25 protein-coding genes are annotated in these 20,812 nt (G+C 66.3%); 11 read left to right on the forward strand and 14 right to left on the reverse strand.

Annotation, left to right across the window (positions count from 1 at the left end):
- Positions 1–15 precede the first annotated feature (15 nt).
- Positions 16–861: an NRDE family protein gene (locus IV088_RS00505; RefSeq protein ID WP_291096552.1), complete on the forward strand. Its 846-nt coding sequence runs from the start codon at positions 16–18 to the stop codon at positions 859–861.
- An 8-nt stretch (positions 862–869) separates the two neighbouring features.
- Here IV088_RS00505 and IV088_RS00510 read toward each other — a convergent pair whose 3' ends face one another.
- Positions 870–1,739 carry a YbgC/FadM family acyl-CoA thioesterase gene (locus IV088_RS00510; protein ID WP_291096554.1) on the reverse strand — a complete coding sequence of 290 codons (870 nt, stop codon included), beginning with the start codon at positions 1,737–1,739 and terminating at the stop codon, positions 870–872.
- Entirely contained in the window at positions 1,740–2,723 is a 984-nt protein-coding gene (locus IV088_RS00515; protein ID WP_291096556.1) for an alpha/beta hydrolase, read from the reverse strand.
- A gap of 115 nt (positions 2,724–2,838) precedes the next feature.
- Between IV088_RS00515 and IV088_RS00520 the strand changes: the two genes are divergently transcribed.
- The gene (locus IV088_RS00520; RefSeq protein ID WP_291096558.1) at positions 2,839–3,975 is read left to right on the forward strand and encodes an iron-containing alcohol dehydrogenase; all 1,137 of its coding nucleotides are present in this window, start codon (positions 2,839–2,841) and stop codon (positions 3,973–3,975) included.
- A 58-nt stretch (positions 3,976–4,033) separates the two neighbouring features.
- Here the strand turns inward: IV088_RS00520 and IV088_RS00525 are convergent, their stop codons facing one another.
- The 5 genes from IV088_RS00525 to IV088_RS00545 form a co-directional block, all read right to left on the reverse strand.
- Positions 4,034–4,540 (reverse strand): hypothetical protein, encoded by a 507-nt coding sequence (locus IV088_RS00525; protein WP_291096560.1) that lies wholly within the window; start codon positions 4,538–4,540, stop codon positions 4,034–4,036.
- Positions 4,541–4,690: 150 nt separating this feature from the next.
- Positions 4,691–5,290: a DedA family protein gene (locus IV088_RS00530; protein ID WP_291096561.1), complete on the reverse strand. Its 600-nt coding sequence runs from the start codon at positions 5,288–5,290 to the stop codon at positions 4,691–4,693.
- Complete coding sequence (locus tag IV088_RS00535) at positions 5,287–5,700, reverse strand: hypothetical protein (RefSeq protein WP_291096563.1); 414 nt, start codon at positions 5,698–5,700, stop codon at positions 5,287–5,289. The genes IV088_RS00530 and IV088_RS00535 overlap by 4 nt, the downstream gene beginning before the upstream one ends.
- Positions 5,701–5,739: 39 nt before the next feature.
- A complete protein-coding gene (locus IV088_RS00540) occupies positions 5,740–6,717 on the reverse strand; it encodes a DUF533 domain-containing protein (RefSeq protein WP_291096565.1) in 978 nt (325 codons plus the stop codon).
- A 93-nt stretch (positions 6,718–6,810) separates the two neighbouring features.
- A complete protein-coding gene (locus IV088_RS00545) occupies positions 6,811–7,266 on the reverse strand; it encodes a hypothetical protein (RefSeq protein WP_291096567.1) in 456 nt (151 codons plus the stop codon).
- A gap of 165 nt (positions 7,267–7,431) precedes the next feature.
- Here IV088_RS00545 and IV088_RS00550 point away from each other — a divergent pair, with 165 nt between their 5' ends.
- The 6 genes from IV088_RS00550 (at position 7,432) to IV088_RS00575 (ending at position 12,675) form a co-directional block, all read left to right on the forward strand.
- On the forward strand, positions 7,432–7,983 hold the full coding sequence (locus IV088_RS00550; protein WP_291096569.1) for a septation protein A: 552 nt from the start codon (positions 7,432–7,434) through the stop codon (positions 7,981–7,983).
- Entirely contained in the window at positions 7,983–8,261 is a 279-nt protein-coding gene (locus tag IV088_RS00555) for a BolA family transcriptional regulator (protein WP_291096571.1), read from the forward strand. Before IV088_RS00550 ends, IV088_RS00555 begins: the two co-directional genes overlap by 1 nt.
- A 76-nt stretch (positions 8,262–8,337) precedes the next feature.
- Entirely contained in the window at positions 8,338–9,117 is a 780-nt protein-coding gene (locus IV088_RS00560; protein ID WP_291096573.1) for a peptidylprolyl isomerase, read from the forward strand.
- A gap of 170 nt (positions 9,118–9,287) precedes the next feature.
- Positions 9,288–10,631, forward strand: a complete 1,344-nt coding sequence (locus IV088_RS00565) for a glutamine synthetase family protein (protein ID WP_291096575.1) — start codon at positions 9,288–9,290, stop codon at positions 10,629–10,631.
- A 14-nt stretch (positions 10,632–10,645) separates the two neighbouring features.
- Positions 10,646–12,031 (forward strand): aspartate aminotransferase family protein, encoded by a 1,386-nt coding sequence (locus IV088_RS00570; protein WP_291096577.1) that lies wholly within the window; start codon positions 10,646–10,648, stop codon positions 12,029–12,031.
- Entirely contained in the window at positions 12,028–12,675 is a 648-nt protein-coding gene (locus IV088_RS00575; protein WP_291096578.1) for a GntR family transcriptional regulator, read from the forward strand. Before IV088_RS00570 ends, IV088_RS00575 begins: the two co-directional genes overlap by 4 nt.
- 6 nt (positions 12,676–12,681) lie before the next feature.
- Here IV088_RS00575 and IV088_RS00580 read toward each other — a convergent pair whose 3' ends face one another.
- Entirely contained in the window at positions 12,682–13,437 is a 756-nt protein-coding gene (locus IV088_RS00580; protein ID WP_291096580.1) for a heparan-alpha-glucosaminide N-acetyltransferase, read from the reverse strand.
- 9 nt (positions 13,438–13,446) lie between these two features.
- Positions 13,447–14,205, reverse strand: coding sequence for an alpha/beta hydrolase (locus IV088_RS00585; RefSeq protein ID WP_291096582.1), 759 nt, complete (start codon positions 14,203–14,205; stop codon positions 13,447–13,449).
- 94 nt (positions 14,206–14,299) lie between these two features.
- On the opposite strand from IV088_RS00585, the gene IV088_RS00590 reads away from it, so the two are divergent.
- Positions 14,300–16,279, forward strand: a complete 1,980-nt coding sequence (locus IV088_RS00590) for a U32 family peptidase (RefSeq protein ID WP_291096585.1) — start codon at positions 14,300–14,302, stop codon at positions 16,277–16,279.
- Between the two features lie 94 nt (positions 16,280–16,373).
- Here IV088_RS00590 and IV088_RS00595 read toward each other — a convergent pair whose 3' ends face one another.
- The 3 genes from IV088_RS00595 to IV088_RS00605 form a co-directional block, all read right to left on the reverse strand.
- Positions 16,374–16,664 (reverse strand): hypothetical protein, encoded by a 291-nt coding sequence (locus IV088_RS00595; protein ID WP_291096587.1) that lies wholly within the window; start codon positions 16,662–16,664, stop codon positions 16,374–16,376.
- A 113-nt stretch (positions 16,665–16,777) separates the two neighbouring features.
- Positions 16,778–17,068, reverse strand: coding sequence for a hypothetical protein (locus tag IV088_RS00600; RefSeq protein ID WP_291096589.1), 291 nt, complete (start codon positions 17,066–17,068; stop codon positions 16,778–16,780).
- A 195-nt stretch (positions 17,069–17,263) separates the two neighbouring features.
- A complete protein-coding gene (locus IV088_RS00605) occupies positions 17,264–17,635 on the reverse strand; it encodes a hypothetical protein (protein WP_291096591.1) in 372 nt (123 codons plus the stop codon).
- Between the two features lie 129 nt (positions 17,636–17,764).
- Here IV088_RS00605 and IV088_RS00610 point away from each other — a divergent pair, with 129 nt between their 5' ends.
- Positions 17,765–18,136 carry a hypothetical protein gene (locus tag IV088_RS00610; protein ID WP_291096593.1) on the forward strand — a complete coding sequence of 124 codons (372 nt, stop codon included), beginning with the start codon at positions 17,765–17,767 and terminating at the stop codon, positions 18,134–18,136.
- A gap of 68 nt (positions 18,137–18,204) precedes the next feature.
- Positions 18,205–19,119: a hypothetical protein gene (locus IV088_RS00615; protein WP_291096595.1), complete on the forward strand. Its 915-nt coding sequence runs from the start codon at positions 18,205–18,207 to the stop codon at positions 19,117–19,119.
- A gap of 6 nt (positions 19,120–19,125) precedes the next feature.
- Here IV088_RS00615 and IV088_RS00620 read toward each other — a convergent pair whose 3' ends face one another.
- Together IV088_RS00620 and IV088_RS00625 are read right to left on the reverse strand one after the other, a co-directional pair.
- Complete coding sequence (locus tag IV088_RS00620; protein WP_291096597.1) at positions 19,126–19,659, reverse strand: hemerythrin domain-containing protein; 534 nt, start codon at positions 19,657–19,659, stop codon at positions 19,126–19,128.
- A gap of 126 nt (positions 19,660–19,785) precedes the next feature.
- Positions 19,786–20,751: a DUF808 domain-containing protein gene (locus IV088_RS00625; protein ID WP_291096599.1), complete on the reverse strand. Its 966-nt coding sequence runs from the start codon at positions 20,749–20,751 to the stop codon at positions 19,786–19,788.
- Positions 20,752–20,812 lie beyond the last annotated feature (61 nt).

The following is a 20,812-nucleotide window of genomic DNA, read 5'->3' on the forward strand; positions in this document are numbered from 1 at the left end:
ACCACCGGCCCCGGCATGTGCCTGATCGCCTTCGCCATCGACGCCGACCCGGCCTGCCCGCTGCTGATCGCCGCCAACCGCGACGAGTTCTTCGACCGCCCCACCGAGCCACTCCACCGCTGGGCCTTGCCCGACGGCACGGTCGTGCTGGCCGGGCGCGACCTGCGCGACGGCGGCACCTGGCTGGGGGTGAGCGACAGCGGCCGAGTGGCCATGCTCACCAACGTGCGCAGCGCCCAACCTGGGCCGGGCCGGCGCAGCCGGGGTGAACTCCCGGCGCGCTGGCTTCAGGCCCACCTCAACGCGGACGCGCTGATCGCCGGCATCGACCCCGCCGGGTACGGCGGGTTCAACCTGATCGTGGGCGATTTCCGGTCGGGTGTCTGGGCCTGGATCACCAACCGCGATCCCCTGCAACCCCACCACGACGGCGCCGCAACGCTGCACAGCCAGCGGCTGGCGCCTGGCATCTATGGGCTGTCCAATGCGGCGCTGGACACGCCCTGGCCCAAGACACAACGGCTGAAATCAGCGGTGGGCGAAGCGCTGCGCACGCCGTCGATGCAGGACCAGCACCGGGTGCTGAGCGAGGCACTGGCCGACCGCTCCACCGTCGCCGCTCAGGCTCTGCCGCAGACCGGTGTGCCGCCGGACATCGAGCAGGCGCTGTCCAGCCCGTTCGTGGACATGATCGGGCGCGGTTACGGCACCCGCAGCAGCCTGATCGCCAGCGTGACGCGCCATGGCGATGCGGGCGGGTCCTGGCAGGTGCAACTGGACGAGTGGACCCACCGGACCAATCGCGCCGACCGGCACCACTGGTCCGGCGACGAACGCCGCACCCACCAGATGGTCTGGTGATCCGCCGCTCACACCAGGGGCAAAAACATCTCCTGGTGCTCGATGCCCGCCTCGACAAACGCTTCGCCCCTTTTCTGGTACCCCAGCCGCTCGTAGAAACCCACCGCGCTGCGCTGGGCATGCAGCATCACTTCGTGGTCTCCGCGCGCCCGGGCCGCATCCGTCAGCACCTGCAGCACCTGCTTGCCGAGCGATCCCCCGCGCAGCACCCGGTGGACCGCCATGCGGCCGATCCGGCCAACGCCGGGCTGCTCGCTGACCATGCGCCCGGTGGCCACCGGCCGGCCCAGGCGGTTGAAGGCCACGGCGTGCAGCGCGGTGGCGTCGGCCGCGTCGCTGACCAGCTCCTTGGGAATGCGCTGCTCGTCGACAAAGACATCCATGCGCAGCACCTGGGCGTCGGTGCCCAGCGTGGCCCAGTCGCCAAGTTTCACCGTGGTCATGGCCTCGCCCGCCTCAAAGCCGAGCAGGATGTGGCGCAGCGCCTCGGGCACGGGGCTCGAGGTCTGCGTGGCCGGGTCGGCGAACACGTAGATGAGCTCCCCGGTGATCAGATGATCATCGCCCCGGAAGATGGCGCCGGTGAAGGTGATGGACGAGCTGCCGATGCGGCTGCACTTCATGGCAATGTCGATCTGATCGTCGAGTTGCGCGGAGGCGTGGAATTCGACCGTGGCCTTGACCACGTAGAGATCGCCTTCGAGTTGCCGCATCGAGGCCTCGTAGGGCAGTGCCAGCGCCCGCCAGTAGTCGCTGATGGCGGTGTCGAAGTACATCAGGTAGTGGGCGTTGAAGACGATTTTCTGCATGTCCACCTCGGCCCAGCGCACGCGCAGGCGGTGGAAGAAGCGGAAGTGTGATCGTTGCAGGGTGGTCATTCAGCGGGCTCCAAAAGCGTGTCTGAGGGCGCGGGCGGCGTCGTTGTGGGCGGTCAATGCCGGCGGGATGGCGCGCCCGAACTGGATGAAGCCGTGCACCACGCCGGCGTAGATCTCCAGGTCCACCGCCACCCCCGCCATGCGCAGGCGGTCGGCGTACATCACGCCTTCGTCGGTCAGCGGGTCGCATTCGGCCAGGCCGATCCAGGCCGGTGCCACGCCGTCGAGGTCGCGCACCTGCCCTTGTTCATCGACACCGTCCAGCGGGGCGAAGCGCCAGTGATTGCGGTCTTCCGGGCTGCGCAGGTACTGGTTGAAAAAGTAGGTGATGTGTGGCTCTTCCAGCAGGAAGCCGTCGGCGAAGGTCTTGTGGCTGGGCGTGTTCTGGTGGCCGGCGGTGCCGGGGTAGAACAGCAGCTGCAGTGCCAGCGGCAAGCCCGCGTCGCGCGCGGCGATGGCGGTCACGGCGGCGAGCGTGCCGCCGGCGCTGTCACCGCCGACCGCGATGTGGGCACCGTCCAGCCGCAGCGCGGTGGCGTTCTCGCGCAGCCAGGCCAGGCTGTCCCAGGCGTCGTTCGCGGCGGAGGGGAACTTTGACTCAGGGGCCAGCCGGTAGTCGACCGAGACCACGGCGCAGTGCGCCAGGTGGGCCAGGTGGCGGCACAGCGGCTCGTGCGTGGCCACGCTGCCGACCGTGAAACCGCCACCGTGGAAGTACAGCAGCACGGGCAGGGGATGTTCGCACGCCGGGGCGAACAGCCGGGCGTGCAGCTCGACGCCGTCCCGCGCGGGGATGGCCAGGTCCTCGGCCCTGGCCAGCTTGTGCGAAGGGATGTCGAGCACCCCCGCACCCGCGGCGTAGGCGGCCTTGGCCTGGTCGGGCGTCAGGGCGTGCATGGGCGGGTGCCCGGCGCGGGCGATGCGGTCGAGCACGCCGCGCATGGCGGGCGACAACAGGGCTCTGGGGTTGCGGTGGTGCGACATGGGACGGCATTGTGGCTGTCTTTTGCGCGACCGGCAGCCGTGTGGGCGACCTTCTTGGCCGAAGCTGCGGGCCGTATAGTTTTCCCTCCCAACACAACAGCCCAAGAGACACGCCATGGCCCAGATTCTTTACGTGACCAACATCCTGATCGACTTCGGCGCGCTGTCGCAGCTGCAGGCCGAGTGCGAACGCGTGGGCATCCGGCGCCCGCTGATCGTGACCGACGCGGGCGTCAAGGCCGTGGGCCTGCTCGACAAGGCGCTGGCCGCCCTGCCCGGCCTGAAGCCGGCCGTGTTTGACCAGACCCCCTCGAACCCGACCGAAGCGGCGGTGCGTGCCGCGGTCGCGGTGTACCAGGCCGAGGGCTGCGACGGCCTGATCGCGCTGGGTGGCGGCAGCTCCATCGATTGCGCCAAAGGCGTGGCCATCGCGGCGATGCACGAAGGCCCGCTCAAGAACTACGCCACCATCGAAGGTGGCTCTCCGAAGATCACCGACCGCGTCCCGCCGCTGATCGCCGTGCCCACCACCGCTGGCACCGGCAGCGAGGTGGCGCGCGGCGCCATCGTGATCGTGGACGACGGCCGCAAGCTCGGCTTCCACAGCTGGCACCTGGTGCCAAAGACCGCCCTGCTCGACCCTGAGCTCACGCTCGGTCTGCCGCCCATGCTCACCGCCGCCACCGGCATGGACGCCATCGCCCACTGCATGGAAACCTTCATGGCGCCGGCCTTCAACCCGCCGGCCGACGGCATCGGGCTCGACGGCCTGGCGCGTGGCTGGGCGCACATCGAGCGCGCCACCACCAACGGGCAAGACCGCGAGGCGCGGCTGAACATGATGAGCGCGTCGATGCAGGGCGCGATGGCGTTCCAGAAAGGGCTGGGCTGCGTGCACAGCCTGAGCCACAGCCTGGGCGGCGTGAACCCGCGCCTGCACCACGGCACGCTCAACGCGATGTTCCTGCCCGCCGTGATCCGCTTCAACGCCGAGGCCGAATCGATGAAGAAAGACCGGCGGCTGGACCGCATGGCCCACGCGATGGGCCTGGCCAGCGGCAGCGACGTCGGTGAAGCGATCAAGGCGATGAACGCCCGCCTCGGCCTGCCCAGCGGCTTGGCCGCCATGGGCGTGACGCCCGACCTGTTCGACAAAGTGATCGAAGGTGCCCTGGCCGACCACTGCCACAAGACCAACCCGCGCCTCGCCAGCGCCGACGACTACCGGGCCATGCTCGAAGCCGCCATGTGATGAAAAAGAAAGGGCCGGAGCGTGAGCCCCGGCCCTTTCCAAAAGTCGCGTAAAAACCTTACTGGATGCGTTTGAGCGTGTAGCGGCTGTCAAAGAAGGTGTTGGCGTAGCCTTCGGCATCTTCGGGGCCGTCCACGTCACCCAGTTGCAGGGTGTTGCCGTTGGCGTACATGACCAGCTTGCCGTTCTTCTGGGTCGAGGTGCCGGAGAACTTGTCGACCGTGACGCCGCCCAGAGCCTTCGTGCCGGCGTGGGTCATCGACAGGCCGGTCAGGACTTTTTCATCCTTGACACTGGGGCCTGAGCAGGACGTGCCGACGTAGGCGTAGGCGATCACGTCACCGGTGAAGCTGGTGGCTGAGGTCTTGGTGAAATCGGCGCGGGCTTTGCCCGAGGCACTGCCCTCTTCGAAGCAGTCGGATTCCCAGGAGCCGATGTATTTGGCCACCACATCGCCGGTCGTGTCGCCTGGCAACGGGTCTTCGTCACCTCCACCACAGGCGGCGGTGAAGGCGGCAACGGCCAGGCACATGGCGATCAGCTTGAAACGGGGATGCATGGTCATCGGGGTGATCCTAACAATGGGGTGTCAAAAGTGCTTGTGCGGCCACGCCGCACAAGGGCTTGTTCCTGCAGCCTCGGCATTCTGCCCGAGAACCCTTGCGCACGAAGACTGTTACCCAGGCAACGCCCGGTTGCAGCCAAGGGCATCGGTTCAGCGCGCCGTGCCTTGCCGGTGCTGCAGCCGGCGAAGGCCCCATGCGCCCAGCGCCACCAGGGCCGCGCCCAGCAGCAGACCGGCCGAGTCGTCGGCCCAGGCGCTGACGCGTTCCCAGCTTTGCGCGAACGCGTAACCGAGCCCGCCGAACAGCAGCACCCAGGCGATTTCGCCCACGACCACCGGCAGCAGGAAGCGCGCCAGCGGGTACCGCGTGCTGCCCGCGAGCAGGTTCACGGGCAGCGCCAGCGGCGTCAGCAGGAAACGCGTGACCAGCACCGCCCATACGCCCCAGCGCCCGAACATGTCTGCCGCACCCCGCCAGGTGTCGCCCTCGCGCCAGCGATCCGGCAAGCGCGTGCCCAGTCCGCGCCCGAGGGCGTAGCTGGTGAGGTCACCGCTCACGGCGGCCACCGAGCCGGTCAGGGCCGCCGAAAGCGGGTCCAGCACACCTTGTCGGGCGAACGCCCCGGCCGCCAGGAGCAGCACGCTGGCCGGCAGCGGGACCCCCAGGGCCGCCAGAAACAGCACCGCGCCCAGCAGCCACTGCCCGTGGTTGATGAGCGCGGTCAGCAGCGCGCCGGTGATGTCGGTCACCGCGGGTCACGCGCGGGCGCGCTCGCGGGTGCCTGCAGGATCAGCGCCTCGATCTTCTGGCGCCCTTGCACCGGGTCGATGCCCTGCCGCTCGAACCAGTCGCGAAGGCTGCGCTCATCACCCCCCTGCGCAGGCAGCCCAAGGGCCTCCCGCATCCGGGATTGCGGGACGCCATGCGTCCGTTCGATGTAAGGCAAGGTCATCCAGCCGCGCAGGGTTTCGACCTGCACCTGGCCCGACGTGAGCCGCTGTTCGTACTCGTGCTGGCGCCATGCGCGCCAGGCGAACACGGCCGTGACCAGCAGGCCCGTCACCAGCGCGAGAACGGCAAGGGCGCGCGGAACGCGGCTGCTCACTGGCGGCGTGGTTCGGGGGGATGCGGGCTGTGTGGGTTCGGGTGGTGTGGGCATGGATGGCAATCAGGGCAGTGCCATGATGCCACCAGCGATTCACCGGGCCCCGCGCACCATGTTGAGCACCTGGCCCATGTCCAGCGTGCGGGAGAGGTCCTGCATCTGCGGCAGGTACTGTGCCTGCATCTGCTTGGCCGGCGCCAGCAGCTTCTGGAAGCTCTCCTGCAGCAGCGCGGTGCTCATGACCCGGCCCTCGGCGTAGTAGCGCTTGGCCACATGGCCCAGCGCGTAGGTGGTGGCGAAGGACAACGCGACGCCGGTGGCCGCGCTGCCGATCCCGCCGATGGTGCGCCCGGCGATCTTGCCCAGCAGGCCGCCCAGCAGCTTGCGCCCGAACTGTTCGACGTATTGCGAGGTCAGGCCCACACCGACGGCGGCGATGAATTCCTTGATGTGGCCCTGATCGAGTTCGATGCCGTGCGCCTTGCCGATGTTGTAGACCAGGCGCACCTGCAACGGGATGATGGCCATGGAGGCCCACGACTGGGGCAAGAGTTCCAGGGCGCCGTTGAGCTTCGCCGCGCTCAGGATGAGGGCGTCCAGTTCGGCGTCCTGCATTGAAGGGGCTTTCGGGAGCGGCGTGGCCACGGGTGCCGCCACCACCGCCGGCAGCGAGGCGGGCGCGGCCGCCTCGGCGGCGTCGACCACCGCGTCCGCTTCGCGCTCGAACGCCGCCGCCTGGGCCGCATCGGGTTTCAGGCGGGCCTTCAGGTCGCTCAGGAAGGCCGTCTCGGCCGGGCTCTGGCGCCCGTCGGCGTCGCACACGCACACCGCCATTTCATAGGCAAGTTGCCGGTGGCTGGGGTCGGTCAGCGCGCCGACCGCGTCGGCCAGCGTCACGCGCTTGAGCAGCACGTCCTGGTACAGCCCGGCCAGGCCCGCGCCCACGCTGTCGTGCCCCAGGGTGTCTGAGAGTTGACGGATGGCTTCGCGTTCGGTGTCGGCCTTGTCGCCGTCGGCGAACGCGGCGAGCAGCGCGATGGTGAGAATGGCTTTCTGTGCCTGGATGTCCATGGTGGTGATGCCTTTGTGGTGCGGAAGAACCGCACTGTAGAGCCCACCGGGTCACCCAAGTTCCGACGCTGACCGCGCCAGACCACCGAACGATCAGCTGCGCGCCACGTCGATCGCGTCCTGGGTGGAGCGCAGGAGGCCTCGCACCAGCGGGAACATGTCGCCGATCGCGTCCAGCAGGCTGCCCACGGTCAGGCTGCACACGCCCAGCAGGTGGGTCTGGGCGAAGCTCGCGGTGCCGTCCGGCGCCGCAGCGAGCGACAGGCTCTGGCTGATCGCGGCAGACAGCCCGTCGAGTTCCAGGATCTTGAGCCGGGCCGGCGTCGAGGTGGAGGTCATGCCCATGCGGGACCAGTAGGCCAGAGCGACCTGCTCCACCAGCTCGGTCTCCATCGATGCCGACATCACCTCGCTCACCCAGGGCACCAGCGGTGCCAGGTGCGACTTGTGGGTTTCATCGGACAGCACGCGGTCGACCAGCGCGTGGGTCTGTCGCATGAACGCAGACAGGGCGGTTTTGAAACTCTCGAACTGGTCGTCATCGGTCATGGCGCACACCTTGATACAGATTGCAGATGGTGAAAAAAGGCCGGCGTGCCGGCCCTTGGCCAGCCCGGCGGCGCGGGGCATGCCCCTGTATCGGCAGATCGGTGGGGAACCTTGATCTTCCCCACGGGTTCTGATGCCTTGCCCACTCCGCCGATAATCCACCCCATGCGCTTCCTGATCGACTTTTTCCCCATCGCCCTCTTTGTCGCGGCCTACAAGCTCGGCGACATCTACACCGCCACGGGGGTGCTGATGGTGGCCACATTGCTCCAGACCGGCCTCATCTACGGCATCGACCGCAAGCTGCAGGCCCTGCAGAAGGTCACGTTGGTGCTGGTGATCGTGTTCGGCGCGCTGACCCTGCTGCTGCACGACGAACGCTTCATCAAGTGGAAGCCCACGGTGCTCTACGCGAGCATGGCCATCGTGCTCGCCGCCGCGCTCTGGATCTGGAAGAAGAACTTCCTGCAGATCCTGCTGGGCAGCCAGCTCTCGCTACCCGAAGCCGTGTGGGCGCGCCTGACGGTGATCTGGGTCGCCTATTTCCTGTTCATGGCCGCCATCAACGCCTACGTTGCCGCCTATTACTCCACCGAAGACTGGGTGAACTTCAAGCTCTGGGGCTACGTGTTCCCGGTGGTGTTCATCGTCGGGCAAGGCCTGTACATCGCGAAATACCTGAAAAACGACGGCGAAGCCGGCACCGGATCCTCATGATGCCCTCCCCAACTTTTGCCCCCACGGCCGGTGGCCTGCAGGCGGCCCTCGACGCGGCGCTCACCCCCACCCACCTCGAAGTGCTCGACGAAAGCGCCGCCCATGCCGGTCACGCCGGGGCCAATGGCCTCGGTTACGGCACCCATTTCAGGGTGCGCATTGCCTCCCCGGCGTTTGCCGGCAAGAGCCGCGTGGCGCAGCACCGCCTTGTGTATGATGCGCTGCAAAATTTCACCGATGCCGGGCTGCACGCGCTGGCGATCGAAATCGTCACCTGAACACCATCGAAGACGCTGCGGTGCCGTCATTGCACCCACGGAAGCGCTCAACCCTTTTTCACACCCGAGGATCACCATGAAATTTTCCCTGTCGGCCCTGACCGCGGCCGCCCTGATCGCCACCGCTCCCTGGGCCGCGGCCCAGAACGTGGCCATCGTGAACGGCAAGGCCGTGCCCACCGCCCGTGTCGCGGCACTGGAGCAGCAGATCGTTGCCTCCGGTCGCCAGATCGACGACGCCACCCGTGCGCAAATCAAGGAAGAAGTGGTGTTGCGTGAGGTCTTCGTGCAGGAAGCGCAAAAGCGCGGCATCGCCGCCACCGCCGACTTCAAGAGCCAGATGGAGCTGGCCCGCCAGACCATCATGATCCGCGCACTGTTCGCCGACTACCAGAAGAAGAACCCGGTCACCGACGCCGAGATCAAGGCCGAGTACGACAAGTTCACCGCGGCCAACGGCGGCAAGGAATACCGCGCGCGCCACATCCTGGTCGAGAAGGAAGACGAAGCCAAGGCCATCATCGCGGCCATCAAGGGCGGCGCCAAGTTCGAAGACCAGGCCAAGGCCAAGTCCAAAGACCCGGGCTCCGGTGCCAACGGTGGCGATCTGGACTGGGCCAACGCCGCCAGCTACGTGACCGAGTTCTCCGAGGCCATGATCAAGCTCGACAAGGGCCAGATGACCCCGGAACCGGTCAAGAGCCAGTTTGGTTTCCACATCATCCGCGTGGACGACGTGCGCCAGGCCAAACTGCCGGCCTTCGAAGAGTTGAAGCCGCAGATCGCCCAGCAGATGCAGCAACAGAAACTGGCCGAGTTCCAGAGGAGCCTGCGCGAGAAGGCCAAGGTTCAGTAAGCCGGCGCCAGCCTGTTTTCACCCCAAAAAAACGCGACTTTCGTCGCGTTTTTTTATGCCTGAACAGATGGGTGGCATGCAAGACACCTCCCTGAATTTGATCAAATGCTTGCTTGTTTGGCGAATTAATCAATAATCCGTGAATTATTTGATCAAATCAGAGAGATCGCATGCCATCCAATCCCGACATTCAGGCCTTCCTGGCCGAACACCGCATCCACGAGGTGGAGTGCGTGATCCCTGACATGACGGGCATCGCCCGGGGCAAGATCCTGCCCAAGGACCTGTTCCTCAACTCGGGCCACATGCGCTTGCCCAAGAGCGTGCTGCTCAACACCGTGAACGGCCAGCAGCCCGACAACGCCGCCTTCGTGGGCGACACCGACCCCGACATGGTCTGCGTGCCCGACCTGGCCACCGCGCGCATGGTGCCGTGGGCGGCCGAGCAGGTGGCGGTGATCATTCACGACTGCGAGGAGTTCGACGGTTCGCCAGTGGCGCTCGCCCCGCGCTCGGTGCTGAGGCGCGTGCTCGCGCTGTACGAGGTGCAGGGCTGGCAGCCGGTGGTGGCGCCCGAGATGGAGTTCTACCTGGTGGCGCGCCACCAGAACCCGCACGAGCCGCTGCAGCCGCCGCTGGGCCGCACCGGCAAGCCCGAGGCCGGGCGCCAGTCGTATTCCATCGACGCGGTGAACGACTTCGACCCATTCTTCCTGGAGCTCTCGCGCTTCTGCGAGGTGCACCGGCTGGGCGTGGAGACGTTGATCCACGAGGCCGGCGCGGGCCAGATGGAGATCAACTTCACCCACGGCGATGCCATGGACCTGGCCGACCGGGTGTTCCTGTTCAAGCGCACGGTGCGCGAGACCGCGCTGCGCCATGGCATCTTCGCCACCTTCATGGCCAAGCCCATGGAGGCCGAGCCGGGCAGCGCGATGCACATCCACCAGAGCATCCTCGACGCGAAGACGGGCCAGAACATCTTCAGCGACGAAGCCGGCGCAGCGACACCCGCCTTCCGGCACTACATTGCCGGCCTGCAGCGCTACGTGCCGCAGATCATGCCCATGCTCGCGCCCTACGTGAACTCGTACCGCCGGCTCTCGCGCTTCATGTCGGCGCCGATCAACGTGCAGTGGGGTTACGACAACCGCACCTGCGGCATCCGCGTGCCCGAGTCCGACCCGGCCAACCGCCGACTGGAAAACCGGGTGCCGGGCGTGGACGTGAACCCCTACCTGGCCATGGCCGCCACACTGGGCGCAGGCTACCTCGGCATGGTGGAAAAACGCCTGCCCACCGAACCCATGAAAACCAGTGCCTGGGACATGGACTTCGAGCTGCCCAGCCACATGGAAGACTCGATCCGCCGCATGCGCGAGTGCGAGCCGGTGCGCGACGTGTTCGGTGGCGCCTTCATCGATGCGTTTCTGGCGGTGAAGGAGCTGGAATACGCCACCTACAACCGCGTGATCAGCTCCTGGGAGCGTGAGCACCTGTTGCTGCTGGTTTGAAGGAGGAGGCACCCATGGACAGCACGACCACCCCACGCGCCAGCCGCCGCGGCATTCACTGGCCACGCGCCCTCGCCTTCCTCGCCCGCGAACGCCAGTCGTTCATCGAGCGCAACCCGGCTTCCGCCGCCCTCGCCGAGCAGGCCAGCGAACACCTGCTGTTCGGCGTGCCGCTGCACTGGATGAGCGATTGGGGCACGCCGTTTGCCCTGCACGTCTGCCAGGCCAGCGGCGCCCAGGTCACCACCGTGGACAGCCACCGGCTGGTCGATTTCTGCCTGGGCGACACCGGCGCCATGTTCGGCCATTCGCCCGCACCCGTGGCGGCCGCCCTGGTCAGGCAGGCCACGCGCGGCTTCACGACCATGCTGGCCACGGCCGACGCGGCCGCCGTCGGCGCCCTGCTCGCCGAGCGCTTCGGCCTGCCCATGTGGCAGTTCGCCATGAGCGCGACCGACGCCAACCGCTACATCGTGCGCTGGATCCGCGCCGCCACCGGACGCCAGAAGATGTTGGTGTTCAACGGTTGCTACCACGGCACCATCGAAGACGTGTTCGTCGATCTGGTGGACGGTCAGCCAGTGCAGCGCGGCAGCCTGCTCGGCCAGGTGCACGACCTGACGGAACACACGGTGGTGGTCGAGTTCAACGACCTGGTCGCGCTCGAAGCCGCCCTGAAGTCCGGCGACGTGGCCTGCGTGCTGGCCGAGCCGGTCATGACCAACATCGGCATGGTGCTGCCCGAGCCGGGTTTCTGGGCCGAGGCGCAGGCTCTCATCCGCCGCCACGGCACGCTGCTGGTGATGGACGAAACCCACACCATCAGCACCGGCCCCGGCGGTTACGCCCGCGCCCACGGCATTCAGCCCGACGCGCTCGTGCTCGGCAAGCCGGTGGGCGGCGGCGTGCCCTGCGCGGTCTACGGCATGAGCGCCGACCTCGCCGCCCGCGCCGTGAAGGCCAAACACGACGCCCCGCCCGGCCACAGCGGCATTGGCACCACGCTCACCGGCAACATGCTGGCCATGGCCGCCATGCGCGCCACGCTGAGCGAGGTCATGACCCCCGCCGCCTACGACTACATGCTGGCGCTGGCCGAGCGGCTGGCCGCTGGCTTGCGCACGGTCATCGCGAGCCACGACCTGCCCTGGTGCGTGACCCAGGTCGGCGCGCGCACCGAGTTCCAGTTCTGCCCCACGCCGCCGAAGAGCGGCAGTGAGGCCGACGGCGTGCTCGACGGTGAGCTGGAGCACCTGATCCACCTCGGCCTGCTCAACCGCGGCGTGATGATCACGCCCTTCCACAACATGATGCTGGTCTGCCCGCAGACCACGACCGACGATGTCGCGCAACTGATCGGTGCGCTGGACGAGGTGCTTGCGCAGATCACGACGGCATGAGCGACACACCGTCGACCAAACAGGATGAAACCTATGCGCGCCTGCGCCAATGGGTCACGGTGGGTCAGTTCCAGCCCGGCGAGCGGCTGAAGATCCACGCCATCGCCGAGAAACTGGGCGTGGGCGTCATGCCGGTGCGCGCCGCGCTGCAGCGGCTCGCGGCCGAGGGCGCGCTGGTCAACGTGCCGCACAGCGGCATGATCGTGCCCAAGCTCTCGCTGGCCGAGTTCGACGACGTGCTGCAGACCCGGCTCTTGCTCGAAGGCGAGGCCGCCGAGCGCGGCGCCCACCGGCTGGACGCCGCCGGCGTGGCCGAGCTGCTGGCCCTGGAGCAGCGCATGCGCGACGCGCTCAGGGTCAACGACGCCAAGGGCTACCTCGACGCCAACGAGCTGTTCCACCTGCGCCTCTACCAGGCGGCCGCCTCGCCCACCCTGCTCTCGCTGATCGAAACCGTGTGGCTCAAGGTCGGGCCGCTGTCCAACAAGCTGTTCGAGGTGCCGGCCTCGCTGCGCGTGGTCAACGAGGCGCACGGCGACGCCGTCATGGCGCTGCGGCTGAAGGACAGCGCGGGCGTGCGGCGGGCGATTGAGAAAGACCTGTTCGTGGCCGCGCAGTTTCTGCGGCCGTTCTGTTCGGGCTGAGGTCGTTCAGCCGCGCCACCAAACGAACGCCGCCAGCAGACCAATCATCACCGGCTGGTGCACCAGGTAGTAGGTAAGGCTCCAGCGCCCGAGCACGACCAGTCCTTTCTTCATTCCGCTCGAAGGCGGATCGCCCGCGCCCAGCCAGTCCGGCCGGTTCAGCAGCGCCCAGCGCCCTGCCGCCACGCCCCACCACATCACGCCCAGCCAGGGCAGCACCGGCGCGTAGTCTTCGGTGATGGGCAGTTGGCTGATGAAGCCCAGCGCGTTGAAGCCCGGCTGGTTCAGGAAGGCGAGCGACGGCAGCGCACCGATCACCAGCGGCGCGACCCATTTCATCGAGATCGCCAGCGCCCCCAGCGGCCAGAGCCATGCGCCCCAGCCCGCCGTCAGCCGCACCAGGACCAGCATGACCGCGACGCCGTGCAGGATGCCGAAGTAGATGAAGGTGTCCGGGAACATCAGCCAAGACCCGAAGCTCACCAGAAGCGCACCGCCCGCCACCTGCGCCCAACGTTTCCAGAAGCGCGCCCAGCCCGGCCCCTGGTGGAACGCCACCGCCTGAGACAGCCCGGCGATGAACAGGAACAGGCTCACGATGGCCGACCGCTGCCAGGTCCAGAACGGGTCTTCGTGAAAGTCCTGCACGATGAAGCCGAAGTGGTCGAGGTCGAAGCCGAAATGAAACGCGGTCATCCACAACATCGCCGCTGCGCGCAACAGGTCAATGCGGTCCAGGCGACGCGACGGAGGCTTCGGCACGATCAAGCCTCAACCCCGACTGGACTGGTGATGGATCGCCAGCAGCAACTGCGCCAGCTCCCTGGGCGCGCTGACCATCGGGTCGTGCCCGGTCGCCAGCTCAAAAACCTTCCAACCCGGTTCGCTGCGCACCCGCTTTCTCGCCGCATCGATCGTCGGCAATGGTGGGTTCGTGCAGTCGATGAAGCTGTGCGGCACGGCCCAGACCCGCGCCGGGTCGAAGTTCAGCGGCTCCTGGTACAGCCGGAACGGCTGCGGTGTCTGGCGGCGGTTGACCCAGTCGCGGTCGGCGCCTTCGAGGCCGAACACGCTCGCGTCCGGCGGCGGAAAACTGATGCCGCCGCTCGCCTGGCCCTCGGCCACGCGTTTGGCCACGGTCTCGGGCGAATGCGGCGTGCTCCAGCTGCTGCCCGGTGTGGGGATGCCCGCGTCCAGATAGACCAGGTGGCGCAACAGACCCGGGTGTGAGCGCTGCAGTCGGTCGGCCACGCAGGTGATCAGGTTGCCGGCGTAGCTGTGGCCCACCAGCACCACGCGCTGCAGCTCCTCGGCTTCGATCAGGCCGACCACGTCCTGAATGTGGGTCTCGATGCCGACACCGGGGCTCAGCAGGTGCGCGCGTTCGCCCACGCCAGTGAGCGTGACGGCGTGTGTTTCAACGCCTGCGCCGCGCAGCAGCGGCAGCACGCGCTTCCAGCACCAGGCGCCGTGCCAGGAGCCGTGGACCAGCACGATGGCTGTGCTCGAAAGATCAAGGGGTGCAGACATGCGGGTTCTCCGGGACAATAACGGGCTGTTTTCGACGGGCGGCTTTCACCTCCTGCGCCGCCCGATTCTGCACTGCCCTTTTTGTCGAGTCACCATGCTGCCCCACCAACTGGAACTGCTTGCCCCCGCCCGCGACGCACACATCGGCATCGAGGCCGTGAACCACGGGGCCGACGCGGTCTACATCGGCGGCCCGTCGTTCGGCGCCCGCACCAGCGCCGACAACAGCGTGCAGGAGATCGCCCGCCTCGCGACCTACGCGCACCGCTTCAACAGCCGCATCTTCGTCACGATGAACACCATCCTGCGCGACGACGAGCTGGAGCCGGCGCGAAAGCTGGCCTGGCAGCTGTACGACGCCGGCGTGGACGCGCTGATCGTGCAGGACATGGGCCTGCTGGAGATCGACCTGCCGCCCATCCAGCTGCACGCCAGCACGCAGACCGACATCCGCACGCCCGAAAAAGCCCGCTTCCTGCAGGACGCGGGCCTGTCGCAGATCGTGCTGGCGCGCGAACTGACGCTGCAGCAGATCGCCGCCATCGACGCCGCGCTGGGCCCGAAGGACGCGCCGGGCCGCGCCATCCTCGAATTTTTCGTGCATGGCGCGCTCTGCGTGGCCTACAGCGGCCAGTGCTTCATCAGCCACGCCCACACCGGCCGCAGCGCCAACCGCGGCGACTGCTCGCAGGCCTGCCGCCTGCCCTATGAGGTGAAAGACAGCCAGGGCCGCATCGTCGCGCACGACAAGCACGTGCTCTCGATGAAGGACAACAACCAGAGCGACAACCTGCGCGAAATCATCGACGCCGGCGTGCGCAGCTTCAAGATCGAAGGCCGCTACAAGGACATGGCCTACGTCAAGAACATCACCGCGCACTACCGCGTGCTGCTCGACGAGATCCTGGAAGAACGGCCCGAACTCGCCCGCGCCAGCAGCGGCGAATGCACCTTCCACTTCCAGCCCGACCCCGGCCAGAACTTCAACCGCGAGTTCACCGACTACTTCGTGCAGGGCCGCCAGGAAGACATCGGCGCCTTCGACACGCCCAAGAACCCCGGCCGCCCCATCGGCTTCGTCACCCAGGTCGGCCCCCAGTTCGTCGAACTCGAGACCGACGACCCAGCCACCGTGATCCACAACGGCGACGGCCTGTGTTACCTGGACCTGCAGAAGGAACTGGTGGGCCTGCAGATCAACCGCGCTGAAGCCACGGCCAAGAAGGGTGTGTGGCGCGTCTTCCCCAAGGACCCGATGCCCGGCTTCAAGGACCTGCGCAAGGGCGTGCAGGTCAACCGCAACCGCGACATGGACTGGGTGCGTGGGCTGGAAAAGAAATCGGCCGAGCGGCGCATCGGCGCCTGGATCACGCTGATTGAGGAGGCCGACGGCCTGCAACTGACCGTCACCGACGAAGACGGCCACAGCGGCAGCGCGACCCTGCCCGGCCCGCTGGACAACGCCAAGGACCCGAGCCAGGCCGAGGCCACGCTGCGCGACAACCTCTCACGCCTGGGCGACACCCTCTACCAGCCGCTGGACGTGACCCTGAATCTCAACGGACCGCGTTTCGTGCCCGCCTCACAACTCAACGCCCTGCGCCGCGACGCGGTGGCCCAGCTCGAAGCCGCCCGCGCGGCGGCCTGGCACCGCCTGCCACGAGCGAAGCCCGTTGAGCCGCCCGTCAACTACCCCGAAGACACCCTCACCTACCTCGCCAACGTCTTCAACCACAAGGCACGGGACTTCTACGCGAAACACGGCGTGAACGTCATCGCCGCCGCCTACGAGAGCCACGAAGAGGAAGGCGAAGTCAGCCTGATGATCACCAAGCACTGCGTTCGCTTCTCGCTCAGCCTCTGCCCCAAACAGGCCAAGGGCGTGACGGGCGTGCAAGGCACGGTCAAGGCTGAGCCCATGCAGCTCATCAACGGCAAAGAGAAGCTCACCTTGCGCTTCGACTGCAAACCCTGCGAAATGCACGTGGTGGGCAAGATCAAACGTAGCGTGCTGAACGCGGTGCCGGCGAGTCCGGTGACGTTCTATCGGACGCGGCCGGTGGCTAGGGTCTGACGTATCGCAAAGAAACGGCGCTGCGCGGTTTTGTCGCGTTGCGTCCAGCGACCGACGTGGACGGGTTTGGGCGCCTTGTCAGGGCCACAGGCGCTCAGAGGTCGGTTCTTTCCTTTTTCCAGAGCAATGCGGTAACGACTGCCGCAGAAACCAGAAAAATCAACCCAACACCCAAACCGGGAAGCACGATCCCTTGCAGCAAACCAAGATCTCTCCATGCCGCAAACGTGTTGCCCCACCACTTTGGGTTGCTGCCAATCCTGCCGAGCATGGACAGGGAGAAGAGGATGGTCACCACACCGATCCCAATGAACCAGGTGCGAACCAGCCGAAGGCGCTCGATCTGCACCAATCGCTTTAAGTTTGAGGTCGGAGAATTGGTCATTGAGGTTTGGGCGCTATCGTTGGCAATGATTGGACGACAACGGCGCACTCACGGCCAAAGAACGAGAGTGTGATAGCCGCCGTTGGTGGTCGATCAACGGATTGTGAGGCTCGCTACTCATAGATTTTTCCCAGGTACAGGAACGTGGCGAATTTCCTCAAAGGGGATGCATCACTCAGATCCTGAGACTCGCCAAAGCCGGTGTCTTCTGCCCAAGAACATGCCGACTCAAGAAAAGACTCGATCGTCACGTTTTCCCAACCACCCTGGGTTGGGCCATATGGACCGGAGGGCGACGCCTTTTCAGCAGTGGCCTCTATTTCGCGATCCTCTCGCAGTGCCTTCACGAACGCCAAAAACGACTGTTCGTCCGTGACCGATTCAAGAAGATCATGGAGTTTCATTGCTTGACTAGGATCTTATAAAGCGATGTATCCCGCAGATACCTGCGGTACAAAACAGTGCTTGCAGGAAAAGCTGGAGAAAAAATACCGGCAATTTTTGTTTCAAAACATGCTTCTACAAGCGAAATCTAAAGTAACTTGTTCAGATGAAAATTCAAGAAAATTCAGCAGCCCATCGGGTTTGACCCCTGCTTCTCACACGTCTTCCCGCGCCTCCACCACCAGCTGCCGGACCCGCACCCCCTTGACCGCCGCCACCGCCCGCACGCGCAGGCCCTGCTCCGCTTCCAGCCGCACCCGCTGGTGGTACTCCAGCCCGTCGGTCTGACCCGGGTTGTGGGCGGGGATGCGGCGCGACCACTGGCGCCTCCCATCGAACTCCACCGTCAGCTCCAACCAGGCGCCCTCGCCTTGCGGCGGCACGTCCACCAGCAGGCTGGCGTCCACGTCGAACACGCGGGTACGGCCATTGAGGCCGGGGATGTTCAGCACACCGACGCTGTCGCGGCTTTCGACGCACCAGTGTTCTGGTGGATGGTGGGGGGAATGGCTTTGTCCGGATTTCATACCGCTCGGACTGTAGTGCAGGCGCGACCAAGCGCCTTAAACGGACCATTTGTAAACACCTGTAGACGCTCAAGAACAGGCTGTTCGCCTGCCTATACTGCGCTTTCTTATTATTTCAGGGGGTTTTAGATGCATTTGACCGGCCGATTCATTGGGCTTGCCCTTTCCGCTTGCGGGCTGCTGATCACTCTGACCGCATGCGCCGCCACAGGGGGGCAGGCGGTCAATCAACCGGGCGAGTTCACGGGCAAGATCGTCGGCCCGCTCGAATTCGGTCAGCCGGGTGAAGGTGCCGGCCTGAAGGCCTATGGGCTGGAGCTCGCAGCGCCCCTGAAGCTCGACGACAAGGCCGAGTGCGGCGAGCAGACCGCCTCGGTCTTGGCGGTGGAAAGCGCTTCAGTGGCAGCCCACGTCGGCAAGACGGTGGTGCTGCGTGCCACACCTTACTGCCGCGTCAGCCGCTCGGGCAAGTACCACCTCAAGGACGTCTCCGTCCGTTGACGCTGGCCGCCCGGCTTCACGGCGAGTGGCGCGCCTCGATCGCCACATTCTTTCAGGGAGCAAACAACATGGGTGATCCCCACAAAATCACCGGCTTGATCCGGACAGAAGGCAAGACCCGCGTCTACCAGATGGGCGACGGGTCGGTCGAGACGCGCGAAGGCGGTACCGTGTCCTGGCGCAACAACAACCCCGGCAACCTCAAGTTCGAGTACGCCAACAGCGCCGACAAGACCGTTCACACGGCGCGGACCAAGGGGGTCGCGCTGACCGCAGCTCAAGGGCGGTACGAGGGTGTCGTGGCGCTGGACCAGTGGGGCAATGCGGTGTTTGAAACGGACGCCGCTGGCCGGGCCGCCAAGGCGCAACTGCTGCGCCACAGCCATGGCGGCAAGACCATTCCCGAGATGCTCAAGGCCTATGCGGTGGACGACTACACCGGCAAGGCCAACACCGACGCCTATGCCCAATCGGTCTACGCTGTGGGCGACAGCCAGGGTGTCGATCTGCGGAGCAAGAAGATCAAAGATCTGAGCCCGAAGGAATTCGAAGCCTTACTGGACGGCATGAAGAAGGTCGAAGGTTTTCAGGAAGGCACCGTGACGCGCACCCAGCCACGCGCCGACACCGGACCTGAGGCGCTGAGCCCCGGTCAGCAGAGGGTTCACCAGATGGCTTCGCAGGCACTGACGCTTCAGTTGGGCGCCACCCACTCGCCGGCACAGATCGACACCCTCATCCGTTCGGCCGTGGCGGTCGCGGCCGAAAATGCGGGGCGCGGTGACGTGCAGGGCGTGTTCCTGAGCAAAGACCAGCAGACCATTGCGCTGAAGCAGGCGTTCGGCATCAGCGAAATCGGCGTGCAGGAGGCGCTGAACTGCTCGCTCACCGATCCGGTCCGGAAGGAAGTTTGCAGCGAGACCCTTCAGCCCAGCCTGCAGGCACAGCCGCAAGCGCCGCAGGTGGCGGCGCTGTCGAGGTAGGCCCGATCAGATGTAGGCGGTCACCGGCTTGGCGTGCCGCATGTGCAACGACAGCCCCAGCGCCGCCATGTGATTGCTGTTGCGTCCGAGGATGACTTCGGACAGGGGCAGGAATTCGGCTTCCTCGTAGGCGGCGTGGGCGGTGTATTCGGTCACCAGGCGCTGCAGCTCGCTCACATCGAGGTCGGTGCTGTGGCCTTTGGCGACGGGTTTGAGGCCTTTTTCCAGCCGCTTCCACAGTGCCTCGACCATGCGGTGTTCTTCGGTGAGGCGTTTGACCATGCCTTTGATCCGTTCCATTTCTTCGCCGGGCTGGGCGCTGGCCAGGACGGCGGGGAAGAGCTCGCGCTCTTCTTCGAGGTGGTGCTCGAAGATGGCTTCGCGGAAGAAATCCAGCGACTCCTCCGCGATCTGGCGCGCGCGGGCCGCCGGGGCGAGCAACGTGGGCAACTCGTCGAGTGCGTTCAGGCGCTTGATGATGCCGACGTGGCAGTTGGTGAAGCTGTTGATGGGCGCGTCGTGGTCGGCGGCGGTGTTCATGGCGGTGTCTCCTCGAAGGTTCGCTTAGGCCGCTGAGGAACATCCCCAGCCCCTTCACGATGGGCCTTCAGAGTCTAGACAACCGGATCCTGAATGCCTTGACTCAGGTCAAGACGGACTCTGCATTCAGTGTGCTGATTTGCCACGCAGGCGGTTGAAGGCGTTGAACAGCATGACACACAACGCCCCCGCGATCAGGCCGGCCACGCCGCCCGCGAGGTTGTTGACGATGCCTGCCATCCAGCCCAGGCCCTCAGCGAAATGTTCAACGGCGTGGCCGAGCGCGGGCACGCCGTGCAGCAGGATGCCGCCGCCCACCAGGAACATGGCGGCGGTGCCGACCACCGAGAGGGTTTTCATGAGCCAGGGGGCGAAGGCCAGGATGCCGCGGCCGATGGCCTGTTGGGCGGCTGAGGCTTTGCGGGTCAGGTAGAGGCCCAGGTCGTCGAGTTTGACGATGCCACCGACCAACCCGTAGACGCCCAGGGTCATGATGATCGAGATGCCTACGAGCACGGCGACCTGGCGCGCGAAGTCGGCGTCGGCCACGGTGCCGAGCGTGATGACGATGATTTCGGCCGAGAGGATGAAGTCGGTGCGGATGGCGCCCTTGACCTTGTCTTTTTCAAACGCCACAAGGTCGACTTTTTGATCGCTCACGGCCTTGAGCAGCTCGGCGTGGTGGGCGTCGTCTTCGCTCTTCTTGTGGAAGAAGGCGTGCAGCAGCTTTTCGGCCCCTTCGAAGCAGAGAAACAGGCCACCGAGCATGAGCAGCGGCGTGATGGCCCAGGGCGCGACGGCGCTGATGAGCAGCGCCGCCGGCACGAGGATGGCTTTGTTGAGCAGCGAGCCTTTGGCCACGGCCCAGACCACGGGCAGCTCGCGGTCGGCGTTGACCCCGGTCACCTGCTGCGCGTTGAGCGCGAGGTCATCGCCCAGCACCCCCGCCGTCTTTTTGGCGGCCAGCTGGGTCATGGCGGCGACGTCGTCGGCGGCTGACATGCCCTGGCGGGCCGCGACCTTGGTCATGACGGCGACGTCGTCGAGCAGGGTGGCGATGTCGTCGAGGAGTGCGAGAAGGCTGGAGGCCATGTTGGATAAGCTCGAAAATGAAACAGACAGCGAGACTCTAGCAGCGCGGCGTTGTGGCTGC

Origin of the sequence: Hydrogenophaga sp. (genome assembly GCF_018780075.1) — a bacterium.
Taxonomy (GTDB): Bacteria; Pseudomonadota; Gammaproteobacteria; order Burkholderiales; family Burkholderiaceae_C; genus Hydrogenophaga.